General features: G+C 64.1%; 13 protein-coding genes. 12 read left to right on the forward strand and 1 reads right to left on the reverse strand.

All coding sequences use genetic code 11. The features are described 5' to 3' along the window. The first annotated feature begins 13 nt into the window (after nt 1-13). Nucleotides 14-997, forward strand: a complete 984-nt coding sequence (locus tag DWV00_RS26590; RefSeq protein WP_115536611.1) for an aldo/keto reductase — start codon at nt 14-16, stop codon at nt 995-997. A gap of 198 nt (nt 998-1,195) precedes the next feature. Here DWV00_RS26590 and DWV00_RS26600 read toward each other — a convergent pair whose 3' ends face one another. After that, nucleotides 1,196-2,416, reverse strand: a complete 1,221-nt coding sequence (locus tag DWV00_RS26600) for a DUF5621 domain-containing protein (protein ID WP_115536612.1) — start codon at nt 2,414-2,416, stop codon at nt 1,196-1,198. Nucleotides 2,417-3,300: 884 nt separating this feature from the next. Between DWV00_RS26600 and tssB the strand changes: the two genes are divergently transcribed. The 11 genes from tssB to DWV00_RS26655 all read left to right on the forward strand — a co-directional run bounded on the left by tssB (nt 3,301) and on the right by DWV00_RS26655 (nt 15,439). After that, nucleotides 3,301-3,858, forward strand: coding sequence for a type VI secretion system contractile sheath small subunit (tssB, locus tag DWV00_RS26605; protein ID WP_115536613.1), 558 nt, complete (start codon nt 3,301-3,303; stop codon nt 3,856-3,858). 63 nt (nt 3,859-3,921) lie between these two features. Next, the gene (gene tssC, locus DWV00_RS26610; RefSeq protein ID WP_115536614.1) at nt 3,922-5,415 is read left to right on the forward strand and encodes a type VI secretion system contractile sheath large subunit; all 1,494 of its coding nucleotides are present in this window, start codon (nt 3,922-3,924) and stop codon (nt 5,413-5,415) included. Nucleotides 5,416-5,492: 77 nt separating this feature from the next. Beyond that, nucleotides 5,493-5,981: an Hcp family type VI secretion system effector gene (locus DWV00_RS26615; RefSeq protein ID WP_115536615.1), complete on the forward strand. Its 489-nt coding sequence runs from the start codon at nt 5,493-5,495 to the stop codon at nt 5,979-5,981. Between the two features lie 66 nt (nt 5,982-6,047). After that, nucleotides 6,048-6,497: a type VI secretion system baseplate subunit TssE gene (gene tssE / locus DWV00_RS26620; RefSeq protein WP_115536616.1), complete on the forward strand. Its 450-nt coding sequence runs from the start codon at nt 6,048-6,050 to the stop codon at nt 6,495-6,497. Nucleotides 6,498-6,502: 5 nt separating this feature from the next. Next, nucleotides 6,503-8,266, forward strand: a complete 1,764-nt coding sequence (tssF, locus tag DWV00_RS26625) for a type VI secretion system baseplate subunit TssF (RefSeq protein WP_115536617.1) — start codon at nt 6,503-6,505, stop codon at nt 8,264-8,266. Further along, nucleotides 8,221-9,351: a type VI secretion system baseplate subunit TssG gene (gene tssG, locus DWV00_RS26630; RefSeq protein WP_115536618.1), complete on the forward strand. Its 1,131-nt coding sequence runs from the start codon at nt 8,221-8,223 to the stop codon at nt 9,349-9,351. The genes tssF and tssG overlap by 46 nt, the downstream gene beginning before the upstream one ends. 15 nt (nt 9,352-9,366) lie before the next feature. Then, nucleotides 9,367-12,069 carry a type VI secretion system ATPase TssH gene (gene tssH / locus DWV00_RS26635; protein WP_115536619.1) on the forward strand — a complete coding sequence of 901 codons (2,703 nt, stop codon included), beginning with the start codon at nt 9,367-9,369 and terminating at the stop codon, nt 12,067-12,069. A gap of 1 nt (nt 12,070) precedes the next feature. Then, on the forward strand, nt 12,071-13,996 hold the full coding sequence (gene tssI, locus DWV00_RS26640) for a type VI secretion system tip protein TssI/VgrG (protein ID WP_115536620.1): 1,926 nt from the start codon (nt 12,071-12,073) through the stop codon (nt 13,994-13,996). Nucleotides 13,997-14,072: 76 nt separating this feature from the next. After that, a complete protein-coding gene (locus DWV00_RS26645) occupies nt 14,073-14,801 on the forward strand; it encodes a toxin-antitoxin system YwqK family antitoxin (RefSeq protein ID WP_181885597.1) in 729 nt (242 codons plus the stop codon). Between the two features lie 2 nt (nt 14,802-14,803). Continuing rightward, nucleotides 14,804-15,190: a DUF4280 domain-containing protein gene (locus DWV00_RS26650; protein ID WP_115536621.1), complete on the forward strand. Its 387-nt coding sequence runs from the start codon at nt 14,804-14,806 to the stop codon at nt 15,188-15,190. 42 nt (nt 15,191-15,232) lie between these two features. Further along, the gene (locus DWV00_RS26655) at nt 15,233-15,439 is read left to right on the forward strand and encodes a hypothetical protein (protein ID WP_245965052.1); all 207 of its coding nucleotides are present in this window, start codon (nt 15,233-15,235) and stop codon (nt 15,437-15,439) included. Nucleotides 15,440-15,458 lie beyond the last annotated feature (19 nt).

The following is a 15,458-nucleotide window of genomic DNA, read 5'->3' on the forward strand; positions in this document are numbered from 1 at the left end:
AAAGGAGAACAGTATGCAAACGCGCAAGCTTGGAAAGACTGGCCTGGAGGTTTCGGCGATTGGACTCGGCTGCATGGGCCTGAGCTACGGCTATGGTCCCGCGACCGACAAAGCAAGCGGAATTGAATTGATCCGCGCGGCCTTCGAGCGCGGCGTGACATTCTTCGATACGGCCGAGTGCTATGGGCCGTTTGTCAACGAAGAACTCGTCGGCGAGGCGCTCGCGCCGTTCCGCGATCAAGTCGTGATCGCCACCAAGTTCGGCTTTAAGGACGGGGATTCGAAAAACACGCAGGACAGCCGGCCCGAACGGATTCGCGCCGTCGCCGAGGCGTCGCTCAAGCGTCTGAAAACGGATCGCATCGATTTGTTCTATCAGCATCGCGTCGACAAGAATGTGCCGATGGAAGACGTGGCGGGCACGGTGAAGGACTTGATCCGCGAAGGGAAGGTCAAACACTTCGGCCTATCGGAGGCCGGCGAGCAATCGATCCGCCGGGCCCATGCGGTGCAGCCGGTCGCCGCGCTGCAAAGCGAGTATTCGCTTTGGTGGCGCGAGCCGGAGGAAAGGATCTTGCCCACGCTCGAAGAACTGGGCATCGGCCTAGTGCCGTTCAGCCCGCTCGGCAAAGGCTTCCTGACGGGCGCGATCAACGAGCGAACGACTTTCGATAAAACCGATTTCCGGAGCGTCGTGCCGCGGTTCTCGGAAGAAAATCGCAAAGCCAATGCGGGGCTCGTCGAACTGCTTGGACGGATTGCCGAAGGTAAAGGCGCGACGCGGGCACAAATCGCGCTGGCGTGGCTACTGGCGCGCAAGCCATGGATCGTCCCGATCCCCGGCACGACGAAACTGCACCGCTTGGATGAAAACGTCGGCGCGGCGGCCTTCGAACTCACGGCCGACGATCTCGCGCGGATCGAGGCCGCATTGCGAGAGGTCGAGATCGCGGGCGATCGCTATCCGGCGCAATGGCAAAACCGGGTCGACCGGTAAGACGCCAACGCACGATGTCATGATCAACAACGATCCCGGCCGACTCGTTCGCGCGCGGTCGCATTCGCGATCAGCCAGCCGGCCGACGTCGACATCGACGACATTCTGTTTCGGCCCACCCGGCAGGAACTTTGACGTGCAGCCGGCGCTATCTCAGCGCCTTAACCCCGCTTGCGGGGCGGCATCGAACCTCGAACCTCAAACGTAAAGCCCCATGCTCGACATGCTTGCCGTGAGCTGCTGCGGGGCGATCTCCACCGCCTGCTGGCCACCGCCGCGCAGCGGAAGCAATACGGTGGGGACCCCGCTCAAGCGCGTGGTCTGAAAGCCGATGTCGACCAGCGACTGTTTGAGCGCCGTGTGAAACGCGGCTTTCTTGAAGTCCTGCATGACCGCCCGGTTGTCGCTTCCCTGGTTCTCGAAGACCCACATGTAAAGCGCGGGCAGGGTCCGTTTGAAGATGCGCCGATGATGCTCGCTGATAAAAAAATCCGAAAACTTGACGTATTGATCGATTCGATTATTGAGGAAATCCCGAGTCTTTCTTGCGCCGAGAAAAGCCCCGCCGAAACCGGGACTCGTATTTTTATACCCTGGCATCTTGGCCTTCATCTTCGCGTATAGGTTGCATTGCTCGAGCCCGTCGTAATCGAGTGAGGGAGGCGCAGTGAACCGTGTCCCGAAATGGTCGAGAAATTTCCATGCGAGGAACCAGACCATCTGTGCGGATTCACCTAATTCTTTCTTGACGCTTTTGTCGAGATTAACCTGGCCACTGTGATTTCCTGGGAATGGCACGTATATTGCGTTCGTTCCTGTGTTGGTAAACGTCACCCGCTTGATATCCTGAGGCTTAAAAAACCCCCTGGTCTCGTGCATCGACAGAACGGCTAAATAATTCCTTACGTTTCCACGGATGGTGCTGGTGTCGTCGTCACCTTTATTCCCGATGCCCGCGACAGGATCCACCGCGAAGATATTGACCGCGATATCCGGAAAAATCTCTCGAAGCTTGTACGCGAGCTTCGTGCAGGTCACCGCGCCGCGACTCCACCCAAGCATATTGATGGTTCTGGGGGCGGGATTCAGTTCCGCGATGGTCGCGACGGCATGCATGACGTTATCGTCCCAGCCTGCACCCGTCATAACACCGGTTGCTTGCCAATTGTGATGGGTGTGTCCCATTTCCTTGTTGCCGAAGAACGATTTCGCTTGCTTGTCGCGCGTGAACGGATTGAATTGCCCTGGGATTGCGCTCGTGGTCGGATTGCTGCCGGGCCCGTCGCAGATGAGAAAGTCCCGGTATTCGACGCCCGCGGCCAAGCGGCCGAATTCCGCGACGATTTCCCCTTGGCCGTCACGGCTGGCACAGGTTCCGTGATTAAACACCGTGAATACAGGCGAGGTAAATGCAGGCATGGGTATTCCCCGTTAATAAGGCGATAAAGTATTATTAATTAGGGTTTTTACTGAGTGAGCGGAGCGCTGCCGCAACTTGGGATCGCAGCATAGGGCGTGATTGTGAATGTTGCAATCAATGAAAGGAAAGCCGCATCCGAGGACGAAGGGTGCGCAGTTCAGCGGCGATGCCGCCTCAATGCCGGTGTCATTGAAATGAAAGACAATGCTGATAGGGAATATTCGTGAGGGAGGATGGAACCGTTTTCACCGGCAAAAGGAAAATGAGCAGCCAATTCTTATTCTTCGTACGAAGAGCGCGGCCTCAAGACAGACTTGTATAGTAGATGGTTCGGCTGTTCGCAATTAGGGTTTGCACGTAATTTCGCTCTGACATCGGTGGCAAACATTTCATCGCCTTACTCGGGATCGATCATGAGCGGCGGCGCCAAAAGCGGATGCCCGGAATGCCTTGCGCGCTCAACACTTTTTAAACTTTCTATGCTAGAGTCCGGCCTCAAAGAAGCCAGAAAAGTATTGCTTTGTTTAGTACATCGGACCACATAAGCTTTTCAACACAGGGATAACCCACGGATAGTCGAACGTCGACCGTTTGAGTGACTCATCACGAGGATGCGTGGCGTCGATCGGCGCACGCTCGCCTCGGCAGTGAATTGGCGTGCGGTCGGGGGGCGTGCCGGTTCATTGTTGTAGCTGAGAATCGGCGCGGAGCAGCGGCCTATCGGTTCGTCTCGTCTCGCGTCTCGTTCCGGCATCTTCAGGGGTGATGTCCTTTCCCCGTCTCGCAGCACCCGCCCCCCTACGAATCCGAGTCATTTCATCGCGAAGCGCCGTGCACGCGGCTACCTAGATTGCGTGTTCGTGTTTTCAATCCGGAGGGGACCATGTCCAATAGTTTGCAGAAGTGGGTCGGGCGCAATCGTCCGCCGCGCGTCCAGATCACCTATGACGTCGAGATCGGCGACGCAGTGGAAAAGCGCGAGTTGCCGTTGGTCGTCGGCTTGCTCGCCGATCTTTCGGGCCAGCCGGCCACGCCGCTCCCCAAGCTGAAGGAGCGCCGCTTCGTCGAGGTCGATCGCGACAACTTCGACGAGATCATGGGCAAGGTTGCGCCGCGCCTCGATATTTCGGTGCCGGACACGATGAAGGGCGCAGGCAATCTGAAGGTCGAACTGAATTTCAAGCAGTTCGCCGATTTCCATCCTGAGAGCATCGTTCGCCAAGTGCCGCGCCTCGCGAAGCTGCTCGAAGCGCGCCAGCAGTTGCGCGACCTGCTCGGCAAGCTCGACGGCAACGACGAACTCGATTCGATCCTCGAGCGCATCGTCCAGAGCTCCGAAGAGCTGAAGAAGGTGCAGAGCGAAGCGAACGCCGGCGGGGCAGCTCCCGCGGCGGCGCCGGCAGCCGGCGAACCGGCGGCCGAAGACGCACCGGCGGCATGAGCGGCGCGACGCGGGCAACGCGCCCGTAGTCGCTGATGCAACGAACTCACAAAGGACTACCAGATGGAAACGAATTCCGCCGTCGAATCGTCGGCCGCCGGCGCCACGACGAATGCAGACCTGAGCCTGCTCGACCGCATCGTGCTCGAGGGCAACATGGCCGTCGAACCCTCGCAGGGCGTCTATGCAAAGAAGCTGATCGGCCAGCTCGCCTCGCAGATTCTCGATGAAGGCATGCGCACGAGCCCGGACAAGGGCGTGGTCGCGATGATCAACGAGCGTGTCGCGGAGATCGACAAGCTGCTCACGGATCAGCTCAACGCGATCATGCACGACGAAGACTTCCAAGCGCTCGAAGCTTCGTGGACGGGCTTGCACGACATGGTGTTCGGCACCGAGACGAGCACGCGCCTGAAGCTGCGCCTGCTCAACGTCACGAAGAAGGAACTGCTCAAGGACCTCGAGACCGCCGTCGATCACGACATGAGCGTGCTCTTCAAGAAGGTCTATGAAGAGGAATACGGCACGTTCGGCGGCTACCCGTACTCGCTGCTGATCGGCGATTACACGTTCGGCCGGCATCCGCAGGACGTCGCGCTGCTCGAGCGGATCTCGAAGGTGGCCGCTGCCGCCCACGCCCCGTTCATCGCCGCGGCCGCTCCGGCCCTGTTCGATCTGAAGTCGTTCACCGATCTCGGCGTGACGCGCGACCTCTCGAAGATTTTCGAAAGCGCCGAACTCGCGACGTGGCGCAGCTTCCGCGACTCCGAGGATTCGCGCTACGTTTCGCTCGTGCTGCCGAGCTATGCCGCGCGTCTGCCTTATGGCGCGAAGACGAAGCCCGTCGAGTCGTTCAACTTCGAGGAAGACGTCGACGGCACGGATCACGGCAAGTACCTCTGGGCGAACTCGGCTTATCAGATGGGCCTGCGCATTACCGATGCGTTCGCGAAGTACAGCTGGTCGACGGCGATCCGCGGCGTGGAAGGCGGCGGCAAGGTGGACGGTATCGCCGCGCACGCATACAAGACGTCGGAAGGCGACGTCGCGCTCAAATGCCCGACCGAGGTGACGATCACCGATCGCCGCGAGAAGGAACTCAGCGATCTGGGCTTCATCGCGCTCGTCAACTCGAAGGGTTCGAACTTCGCGGCGTTCTTCGGCGGCCAGACGACCAACAAGCCGGTGCTGTACAACAAGGACGAAGCCAATGCGAACTCCCAACTGTCGGCACGCCTGCCGTACGTGTTGGCCGCGTCGCGTTTCGCGCATTATCTGAAGGTCATCATGCGCGACAAGATCGGCAGCTTCCAGACGCGCGGCGGCATCGAGGCGTATCTGAACAACTGGATCTCCGACTACGTGCTGATCAACCCGTCGGCGTCGCAGGAGCAGAAAGCGCGCTTCCCGCTCGGCGAGGCACGCGTTGACGTGACGGAAGTGCCCGGCAAGCCCGGCTCGTATCGCGCCACCTGCTTCATCAAGCCGCACTTCCAGATGGAAGACCTGACGGCTTCGATCCGGCTTGTGGCCGACCTGCCGGCGGCCGCCGCCTGACGGCAAACGACGTATGAACGCGCGGCGTGCGCCAAGGCGCCGCCGCCCTTTTCGCCATTTACCGATTCGGATCAGACATGGATACAGTCATCCTGCAGTTCAAGGACATCAAGGGCAACTCGCTCATCGACGGCTACGCCGACGGCATCATCCTCTATTCGTTCAGCCACAGCGTCAGCATGCCGATGAACTCGGACACGGCCAACACGGAACGGACGATGGGCCGCCCGAGCTTCAGCGAATTCTCGATCAGCAAGGCGACGGACCAAGCGACGCCCGCCCTGTACGCGGCCTGCGCGGCCGGCACGAAGCTCGGCGACGCGACGATTTCGATCGGCCGCAACGAAGGCGGCAAGTTCATGCTGCTGATGAAGTACGTGCTGACGAACTCGATGATCTCGCATATCAGCACCGGCGGCGGCAGCTCGGAGATGTCGGATTCGATCACGATCCACTTCACGCAGATGACGTCGCAGTACACGCAGCAGAACAGCGATTCGACGAAGAAGGGCAATGCGTCGTTCGGCTGGGATCTGGCCGCGAACAAGGCGGTCAGCGTGTCGTAATGAAGTGATCGCGGCGCGCCGCCCGAAGGTGGCGCGCCGCGTTGTCGTTCGTCCAAGGCTTACGTTATGTCGACCATGCGCCAAGGCTACCCGATGCCGCTGTTCGAGCGCCTCGTCGAAAATGCCGACGCCTGGCTCGAAGGCGAGGGTGCGCTGCGCGAATCGGTGGCGCGGGAATTGTCGCGCCTGCTCAATGCGCGCTCGCGCTTGACGATGGCCGAATTCACCCGCAGCGAATGCGGCGTGCTCGATTATGGCGTGCCGGATTTTTCCGAACGATCGTTGCGCTCGGGCGCCGATCGGGATGCGATCCTCGTGGCGGTGCGCCGCGCGATCGCGCTGTTCGAGCCGAGGCTTGCCAACGTCGCCGTGAAGTTCGACTTCCACGGCGTGGACGGCCGCGATGCGATGCTCGTCGTCGAAGGCGACATTCGCGTCGAGCGCTCGGTCGAACATGTGTTTTTCGAATTGGCGGCCGGTGCTGGCGTGGGCCAGGACGACCCGGACGATTGCTGACCGACATGGCGCCAGACGACATTCTTCAGTACTACAAGCGCGAGCTGTCCTACCTGCGCGTGCAGGGGGCCGACTTCGCCGAGCGCTACCCGAAGGTGGCGGCGCGTCTCGCGCTGCACGGCACGGAGTCGCTCGACCCTCACACCGAGCGCCTCATCGAAGCCACCGCGTTTCTCGCCGCGCGCGTGCACCGCGATCTCGACCAGGCATTTCCGCAAATCGCCTCGGCGCTGCTCGAGAATGTCTGCCCGTCGCTCGCGCAGAGCGTGCCCTCGATGACCGTCGCTCAGTTCGAGCTCGATCCGACGCAAGGCAAAGTGACGGCGGGTTTTCGGGTGCCGCGCCATACGGGGCTGTCGGCGCTCACCGAAGGCGGTGAGGCGTGCCGTTTCCGCACCGCGTGGGAAACCGTTTTGTGGCCGCTCGTGATCGGCGATGCCCACTTCGGCGACGACGCGACGCTGCGGCTTCGCCTCGATTGCGAGCCGGGCGTCGATTTCTCCGAACTCGAAGTGACCACGCTCAGGCTGCATCTGCACGGCGACTGGATGGTCACGATGCCGCTCTACGAGCTGCTCGTATCGAGCGTCTCCAGCGTGTGGCTCGAACCCGAGGGCGCGCCGCGCGTGCGCCTTTCACAGTCGGCGTGGCGTGAAGTGGGGTACGCCGAAGAGGACCGCGTGCTGCCGCTGCCCGCCCATGCGCACCCGGCCTACGGCTTGCTGCAGGAATATTTCGCGTTTGCGCGCAAATTTCACTTCTTCGACTTGGAAGTGCCGGCCGGCGCGTTCGGCAGCGGACGCAGCTGCGAGATCGTCTTGAAGCTGGACCGGATGCCGCGCGCGCTCACGCACATCGGCGCGCAGCATTTCCGCCTCGGCTGCACCCCGATCGTCAACCTGTTCGCGCAGACCACCGAACCGCTCGTGGTGGACGGGCGCCGCTACGAGCACCGTCTCGTCGCCGAGCAGAAGCGCGAGGCGATCACGGAGATCCATTCGATCGTCTCCGTGATCGCTTCGGATCCCGTCGCGGACCGCGCGATCGTGCTGCCCGGTTATACGGCGGTCGACCGCATGGATGTGGGTGGCCCCGAAAAGCAATCGACGTTCTGGTTCGCCCGCCGCGAGCACAGCATGCGCGGCAACGTGCCGGGCGTCGATACGTATCTGAGCTTTGTCGACGCGGGCCACAACTTCGTCGATCCGGCTTCTCCGGTCGTCTACGCGAACGTGCTCTGCACGAACCGGCGCCTTGCCGAGCATGTGCCGATCGGCGCCCGCATGCTGGTCGAGCGGGTCTCGCGCAATGCGCGCGTGCGGTGCCTCTACGAGCCGACCGCACCGCGCGATCCGCCGCTCGGCAGCGATACGCTGTGGCGGCTCGTGTCGCTGTTGACGCGCAACTATTACTCGCTCGTCAGCGGTCCGAACGCCAGGGTCGAGTTGCAGGAGATGTTGAGCTTGTTCGCGTCGGACGGCCTGCGCGAGCAGGATCAGATTCGCGGCATCAGCCGCATCGGCGCGCGCCACGTGACCGCTCATGTCGGCACCGACGCGTGGCGAGGCTATTGCCGCGGCACCGAGGTCAACATCGAGTTCGACGCGGATGCGTACGTGGGCAGCTCGCCGCTGTTGATGGCCGCCGTGCTCGCGCGCTTCTTCGCAATGTGCGCGTCGGTCAACTCCTTCGTCCGGCTCGTGGTTTGCCGTGGAGATGAGATATGGAAGCAATGGGAACCGATGACCGGTTGCCAGCAGCTGCTCTGATCGCGCGGCTTCTCGCTCGTCCTCATGACTTCGACTTGTTCCAGGCCATTCATATTCTGGAGCGCGCTCAGCCGTGGGCGCGCGCCGTCGGAACGGGCGATGGGACGGACGAGGCGGTGCGCTTCGCGGGCCACGTGTCGCTCGCGTTCGAGCCCAGCGATATCCGCAGCGTGCGCAGCCAAAAGCAGAAGGCGGGCGGCGATCGCGCCACGTATACCGTGAGCACCGCCGCGATGACGCTCGCCGGCGCGAGCGGGCCGCTGCCGCTGCCGTTCACCGAGTGGCTCTTGATGCGGCGCGCGGCGCGCGAGACGGCGATGTCGGATTTTCTCGACATCTTCAACCATCGCTTCCTGTCGTTTCTGTATCGCAGCCGGCAGAAGCATGCACCGGGACTGAACGGGCGCGCGCCCGACGAAGCGGCGCTGACCGCCTGCCTCGATGCGCTCGGCAATCTTGGGCTGCGTGCCGGCGAGCGCGGGCCGGGCGGCGCCCGGCGCTGGCTGCGCCATGCCGGTCTGCTCGGCGGCGCGCCGCGCTCGATGTCGGGCCTGCTGGCGATGCTGTCCGACCGGCTGGGGGTGGCGGTGAAAGGCGGGCAATTCGTCGGCGGCTGGCGCGATCTCGACGCGCGCGATTCGGCGCGCGTCTCGGGCCTTGGCTGGACGGCCGCGCGGTTGAACGGCAGGGCCGTGGTCGGACGGCGGTGCTGGGATCAGGCAGCGGGGATCCGCATCGAATTCGTCGATCTGCCGCGAGCCCAGTTCGAAGCCCTATTGCCCGGCGGGGCGCTGCACGAGCTGACCGCGTGGCTCGTGCAATCGTATCTGGAGCAGGATCTCGAGGTTCACGTCGTGCTGCGGCCGGCGCCTCGCGCCGCGGCCTGCGCCGTCGGCGGCGGGAGCGCGGTCCGGCTCGGCTGGACGTCATGGCTCGGTGCACGAAGCGCCCCGAACGCGAACCCCGGCACGGACGCCAAGGCTGCCGTGCGCGCTGCGTCTTCGACTCCGACTCCGCTTGCACCCGCCCGATTCACTCTGCGCATGCCGCCGTCCTCGGCGGCATGGCACTCATCGAATGCGTAACGCGCCCGAGCCATCATGGAAATTGACATTCGCACGTTGGTGAGCCGGCTCGATCCGGCATGCAAGCACGCCATGGAGCTGGCGGCGCAGCTGTGCGTGCGGCAAACGCATTACAACGTCGACGTCGAGCATTTCTTGCTGCAACTGCTCGAATCCGACGCGCCCGACCTGCGGGTCATTCTCGAACATTTCGAGGTCGCCTCCGCCGATGTCGGCGGGCAGTTGCAGAAGGCCGTCGATCAGTTCAAACGAGGCAACGGCCGCACGCCCGCGCTGTCGCCGAATTTTTCGCGTTTGTTTCAAGAGGCTTGGCTCTTGAGTTCGATGCTGCTCGGGCAGCAGCAGATCCGCTCGGGCACGGTGCTGCTGGCGCTGCTCGAAGTCGATAGTCTGCGCGGCTTGCTGATCGATTCCGCACCCTCGCTGCTGAAGATTCCGCGGGCGACGCTGCGCGAATCGCTGCCGGCCGTGCTCGCCGCTTCGAACGAAGACGGCGGCCCGGCCGCCGCGCCTGCCGCGGGCGCCGCCGCAAGCGGCGCGGCCCCCGGGAAATCTCCGCTGCCGGCGATGCCGTCGGCGGCCGGCGGCGGGCCGGGCGGATCGGCGCTCGCGCAGTACACGATCGACCTCACGGAGCTGGCCCGCGAAGGCGCGATCGACCCGATCTACGGGCGCGATCTGGAAATCCGCCAACTGATCGACGTGCTGCTGCGGCGGCGTCAAAACAATCCGATCCTCACGGGCGAAGCCGGTGTCGGCAAGACGGCAGTGGTCGAGGGGTTCGCCCAGCGCATCGTGCAAGGCCAGGTGCCGCCCGCGCTGCTGAACGTCACTGTGCGCTCGCTCGATCTCGCGCTCTTGCAAGCCGGCGCGGGCATCAAGGGCGAGTTCGAGAATCGCCTGAAGTCGGTCATCGCCGAAGTGAAGGCGTCGCCGGTCCCCGTGATTCTCTTCATCGACGAAGCGCATCAGCTGATCGGCGCCGGCGGCAGCGAAGGCCAGGGCGATGCGGCCAACTTGCTCAAGCCCGCGCTCGCGCGCGGCGAGCTGCGCACGATCGCCGCCACCACGTGGGCCGAGTACAAGAAGTACGTGGAACGCGATCCGGCGCTCGCGCGCCGCTTCCAAGTGGTCAAGGTGGACGAGCCCAGCGAGGCGGTCGCCATCGAGATGCTGCGCGGCATGGTGCCCAAGCTCGCGCACCATCACGGCGTCGAGATCGTCGACGAAGCGGTGCGCGACGCGGTCAAGCTTTCGCATCGCTACATCTCGGGACGTCAACTCCCGGACAAGGCGATCAGCGTGCTCGATACGGCCTGCGCGCGCGTGGCGATCGGACAAAGCGGCGTGCCGGAGGACATCGAGGCGCTCGGTCGTTCGCTCGACTCGGGCGAGAATCAGTTGCGCATTCTTCGCCACGAGGCTGCGACGGGCGCCGATCACGCCGATGCGATCGCCGCGCTGACCAAGCAGCTCGACGAGCAGCGCTCGAAGCATGGGCGGCTGACCGACAAATTGGCAACCGAGCAGCGCGCGGTGGATGAAATCCTCGCATGGCGGCGCAAGATCGCGCGGCAGGTGGAGGCGCAGGAGCCGGCGGAGGAGGGCGAGGACGCCCATTCGCTGCTGGCCAATCTCGGCCGCCTCGAAAAGGGCTTGGAAGCGGTGCAGAACGACGAACCGATGGTGCCGGTGTACGTCGATTCGGCGATGGTTGCCGAGGTGATCTCGGGCTGGACCGGCATTCCCGTCGGCCGCATGCTGGCCGACGAGCTGCATACGGTGCTCTATCTGCACGACAAGCTGGCCGAACGCGTCGTCGGACAAGACGAGGCGCTCGATGCCATCGCGCGGCGCGTGCGCACGTTCCGCGCCGATCTCGACGATCCGAGCAAGCCCGTCGGCGTGTTCTTGCTGGTGGGGCCGAGCGGCGTCGGCAAGACCGAAACGGCCGCCGCGCTTGCGGACACGCTCTACGGCGGCGAGCGCAACATGATCACGGTCAACATGTCGGAGTTCCAAGAGGCGCATAGCGTATCGGGCCTCAAGGGCGCGCCGCCCGGCTATGTCGGCTATGGACGCGGCGGCGTGCTGACCGAAGCCGTGCGGCGCCGTCCGTACAGCGTCGTGCTGCTCGACGAGATGGAGAAGGCGCATCCGGACGTGCTCGAGCTGTTCTTCCAGGTGTTCGACAAAGGCGTCATGGAAGACGGCGAAGGCGTGCCGATCGACTTCAAGAACACGTTGATTCTGCTGACCTCGAACGCCGCTCAGGAGGTCATTACGGAAGCGTCCCAAGGCGGACGACGGCCGCCGCCCGAGGAACTGATCGAGCGGCTGCGCCCGGTGCTGCTGCGCCAGTTCAGCCCGGCCTTTCTCGGCCGGCTGGTACTCGTGCCGTACTACCACCTTGGCGACGCGCAGATCGCCGCGATCGTGAACCTGAAGCTGAACCGGCTCGCGGAGCGCTTCGCGCGCAATCATCACGCCGAGTTGACGTGGGACGACGAGTTCGCGCGCGTTATCACGGAGCGCTGCAAGGAAGTGGACAGCGGCGCGCGCAACGTGGATCACATCCTCACGCAGATCGTGCTGCCCGAGCTTGCGAGAGAGGTGCTCGAACGGATCTCCGTGGCCGAAGCGTTCGACGCCGTGCATCTAGCGTTCACGCCTACGGGCGGCCTCGCGTTCAGCTTCACGGCGGGAGACGGAGTCTGACATGCTCGGAGTCACGACCGTTCAAGAAGGCAGCTTTCTTTCGGTGAGTACGCCGTTCGGTGCCGACGTGCTGTTGCTGGAGGGCTTCTCGGGCCGCGAGGCGATCTCCGAGCTGTTCCATTTCGAGCTGCGCATGCGCTCGGCGAACACCGCGCTTTCGGCCGCGTCGATCGTCGGGAAAAGCGCGACCGTCACGCTGCAGTCGTCCGGCGGGGCGGCGCGCTACTTCAACGGCATCGTCACGCGCTTCACGCAGGTCGGCGCCGACGCGTCATACGGATACTATTCGGCGGCGCTGGCCCCGACTTTGTGGCTCGCCACACTGGGCCGCGACCGCGTGATTTATCAGAGCCTCAGTGTGCTCGACATCATCCAGAAGGTGCTGGCTCCGTTCAACATCACGACGAAGCAGAGCACGACGGGTACCTACGCGGCGCGCGAGTACTGCGTGCAATACGACGAGAGCCCGTTCGATTTCGTGTCGCGGCTGATGGAAGAAGAGGGCATCTTCTACTTCTTCACGTTCGACGACAGCACCCACACGATGGTGTTGGCGGACAGCCCGTCCGTGCACCAGCCGGCAGCGAATGCCTCGCAACTGTGGTTTTCGAGCGATTCGGTGGCGCATAGCGCATCGGAGCGTGTGAGCGCGTTCGAACTCGTCACCGGACTGACCGAGAACACGCATATCGTGGCCGATTACGACTTCACGTCGGCGACCGTTTCCACGGCGACCTCGTCGGCGGCGGCAGGCGTGACCAAAGGCACGCGCTACACCTTTCCGGGGCGCTATGCCGAGGCGTCGGACAGCGCGCATACCGCGGATCTGCGGCTCGCCGCGCAGCAGGTCGGCCAAGAGACCGGCCGCGGCACGAGCGCCTGCTATGCACTCACGGCCGGTTCGAGCTTCACGCTCGGCGGCCATCCCAACAGCGCGGTCAATACGACCTACGTCGCGCGTGCGGTCGAGCACAGCGCGACGAACGACGTCTACGCGAACGAATTCGTGGTGTTCCCCTCGACGGTGCCGTTCCGTCCGCCGCTCGTTACCCCGCGGCCCGTCGTCGCCGGCAACCACACGGCGGTGGTCACGGGCTCTTCGGGCGAGGAGATCTGGACCGACTCCTACGGGCGCATCAAGGTCAAGTTTCATTGGGACCGCTCGACCACCCAGAACGAGAACACGTCTTGCTGGGTGCGCGTCGCGCAGACCGTGGCCGGCAATGGTTGGGGGCACTTCTTCCTCCCGCGCGTGGGGCAAGAGGTCATCGTGAGCTATGTCGACGGCGATCCGGACCGTCCGCTCGTGACCGGCAGCGTCTACAACCAATCGAGCACGCTCCCCTACGCGCAGCCCTCGATGCAGACGCGCAGCACCATCATGTCGCGTTCGTCCAAGGGCGGCAGCGCCGGCAACGAAATCCGCATGGAGGACAAGACCGGCAGCGAGGAGCTCTATGTTCACGCGCAGAAGGACATGAACGTCTCGATCCAGAATGCCCTCGACACGACGGTGATCGCGGGCAACGAGACGCTCACGGTTCAGAAGGGCGACCGGACCGTCGACGTGCAGACGGGGAAGGAGACGCACACGGTCAAGGGCACGCGTTCGCTCGACGTGACCGGGGACGAGACGCATACGAATCATGGGAAGTTCACGCACAACGTGACGGGAGACTACACGCTCAAGGTGAGCGGGAATTTGACGATAGACGTGAGTGGGTCGATCACGTTCAAGTCGGGTACGTCGTTGGCCATCCAAGCGGGCACGTCGCTCTCCAATCAGGCGGGTACCACGCTCGAGAACAAGGCGGGCACCACGCTGACGATTCAGGGTCTGGAGGTGCAGGCCAAGGCATCGGCGACGGCGACCGTCGACGGCGGCGGGATGCTGACCGTGAAGGGCGGCATGGTGAAGATCAATTGACGCCAACGCCAACGCCAACGCCGATGCCAACGCTATCGCCCACCGAGCCTATCCAGCCCACCTAACCGAGACCGCCATGTCCGATCCGAAACTCACGAGTTCACCGCTTGCCCCGGCCGTGCCGGCGGCGGCGGACGCTCGCGAGGTGGTCGAGCAGCGCGATCCGAGCGGCGCCGTGATCGGGCGCACGTCGATGCTGAACGGCGTGCCGCACGGACCGATGACGCGATGCATGCCGGACGGCACGCCGACCTTCGATGCGCAGTACGCGCATGGCGCGTTGTCGGGACCGATGCACGCGTTCGACCCGCCGGGCGTGCCCGTGAAAGAGGCGCATTACGCGGACGGCAAGGAGCACGGCGTGACGACGCTGTATCAGGACGGCCGCGTGTCCGCGCGGCAGCGGTATGTGGCCGGTGTGCTGCAGGGCGAGACCGTGGCCTACGCGCCGTCGGGCCAGGTCACGTCGCGGCTTCCCTATGTGGCCGGGAAGCTCGACGGAGAAGCCGTCCATCTGCACGAAGGCGTCGTCGTGCGCCGCGTGCGCTACCGGGCGGGCGTGCTCGAGGGCGAGACGCGCGAGTACGCCGCGGACGGCAGCTTGGTTCAGAGCCTGCCGTATCACGCAGGCTTGCTGCACGGAACCGCTCGCCGCTTCGACGCGGACGGCGCGGTGAGCGCGGAGCGCCGCTACGCGAACGGCAAGCCGGTGGAGGCGTGGCGCAGCGTCGACGCGCCCGTGGCCGGTGCGGCGGGCGGCTTGCCGAAGATGGTCGCGAATTTCGAAAAGTGGGTGAAGGGCTGACGATGGGCATTCTGGTCACCACCGGCACGATGTTGCAATGCAGTTTCGGCGTGGCGCCTTCGTCGCTGAACGTGCTGCCGACGCCGTGCGTCATGTCGGGCGCGCCGGCCGCGACCATCATGGACAACGCGCCGATGGTCAACGTGATGCCGTTCGGCATGTGCAACTGCCCGGCCAACCCGGAAGTCGCGGCCGCGACCGCGGCGGCGCTCGGCGTATTGACGCCGATGCCGTGCGTGCCGGCCACGGCGGCGCCGTGGGCGCCGGGTTCGCCGACGGTGCTGGTCGGCGGTCAGCCTGCGCTGCAGAACAGTTCGAAATTGATGTGCAACTGGGGCGGCGTGATCCAGATCGTCGCGCCGGCGCAATTCACCACCATGGTGCCCTGAGGACGACTCGCAATGCCCTATGTGTTTTCCATGACCGCGCGAATGGCCACGATCACGGCGTGCTGCGTTCTGCTGCTGTGCGTGCTGCTGTTCCTGCTCGGGGTCGAGATCGGCGCACGCTATGCCTCGCCGCCCGCCGCCGATGTGCCCGCGACGGCCTCCGGCGGCCCGGTCGTGAGCGAACGTACGCCCTTGCCGGCGAGTTCGGGCGCAGCCGCGTCCGTCGCGCCGGCTTCCAACGCTTCTTGAAACTGCTAACGGTAATCGC

It is taken from the genome of Trinickia dinghuensis, from assembly GCF_003367175.1.
Classification (GTDB): Bacteria; Pseudomonadota; Gammaproteobacteria; order Burkholderiales; family Burkholderiaceae; genus Trinickia; species Trinickia dinghuensis.

What these genes read in the sequence shown, in the direction of transcription:
- DWV00_RS26590 (WP_115536611.1), top strand. Translation starts at nt 14, where the DNA reads ATGCAAACGCGCAAGCTTGGAAAGACTGGCCTGGAGGTTTCGGCGATT.
- DWV00_RS26600 (WP_115536612.1), bottom strand. Translation starts at nt 2,416, where the DNA reads ATGCCTGCATTTACCTCGCCTGTATTCACGGTGTTTAATCACGGAACC.
- tssB (WP_115536613.1), top strand. Translation starts at nt 3,301, where the DNA reads ATGTCCAATAGTTTGCAGAAGTGGGTCGGGCGCAATCGTCCGCCGCGC.
- tssC (WP_115536614.1), top strand. Translation starts at nt 3,922, where the DNA reads ATGGAAACGAATTCCGCCGTCGAATCGTCGGCCGCCGGCGCCACGACG.
- DWV00_RS26615 (WP_115536615.1), top strand. Translation starts at nt 5,493, where the DNA reads ATGGATACAGTCATCCTGCAGTTCAAGGACATCAAGGGCAACTCGCTC.
- tssE (WP_115536616.1), top strand. Translation starts at nt 6,048, where the DNA reads ATGTCGACCATGCGCCAAGGCTACCCGATGCCGCTGTTCGAGCGCCTC.
- tssF (WP_115536617.1), top strand. Translation starts at nt 6,503, where the DNA reads ATGGCGCCAGACGACATTCTTCAGTACTACAAGCGCGAGCTGTCCTAC.
- tssG (WP_115536618.1), top strand. Translation starts at nt 8,221, where the DNA reads ATGGAAGCAATGGGAACCGATGACCGGTTGCCAGCAGCTGCTCTGATC.
- tssH (WP_115536619.1), top strand. Translation starts at nt 9,367, where the DNA reads ATGGAAATTGACATTCGCACGTTGGTGAGCCGGCTCGATCCGGCATGC.
- tssI (WP_115536620.1), top strand. Translation starts at nt 12,071, where the DNA reads ATGCTCGGAGTCACGACCGTTCAAGAAGGCAGCTTTCTTTCGGTGAGT.
- DWV00_RS26645 (WP_181885597.1), top strand. Translation starts at nt 14,073, where the DNA reads ATGTCCGATCCGAAACTCACGAGTTCACCGCTTGCCCCGGCCGTGCCG.
- DWV00_RS26650 (WP_115536621.1), top strand. Translation starts at nt 14,804, where the DNA reads ATGGGCATTCTGGTCACCACCGGCACGATGTTGCAATGCAGTTTCGGC.
- DWV00_RS26655 (WP_245965052.1), top strand. Translation starts at nt 15,233, where the DNA reads ATGGCCACGATCACGGCGTGCTGCGTTCTGCTGCTGTGCGTGCTGCTG.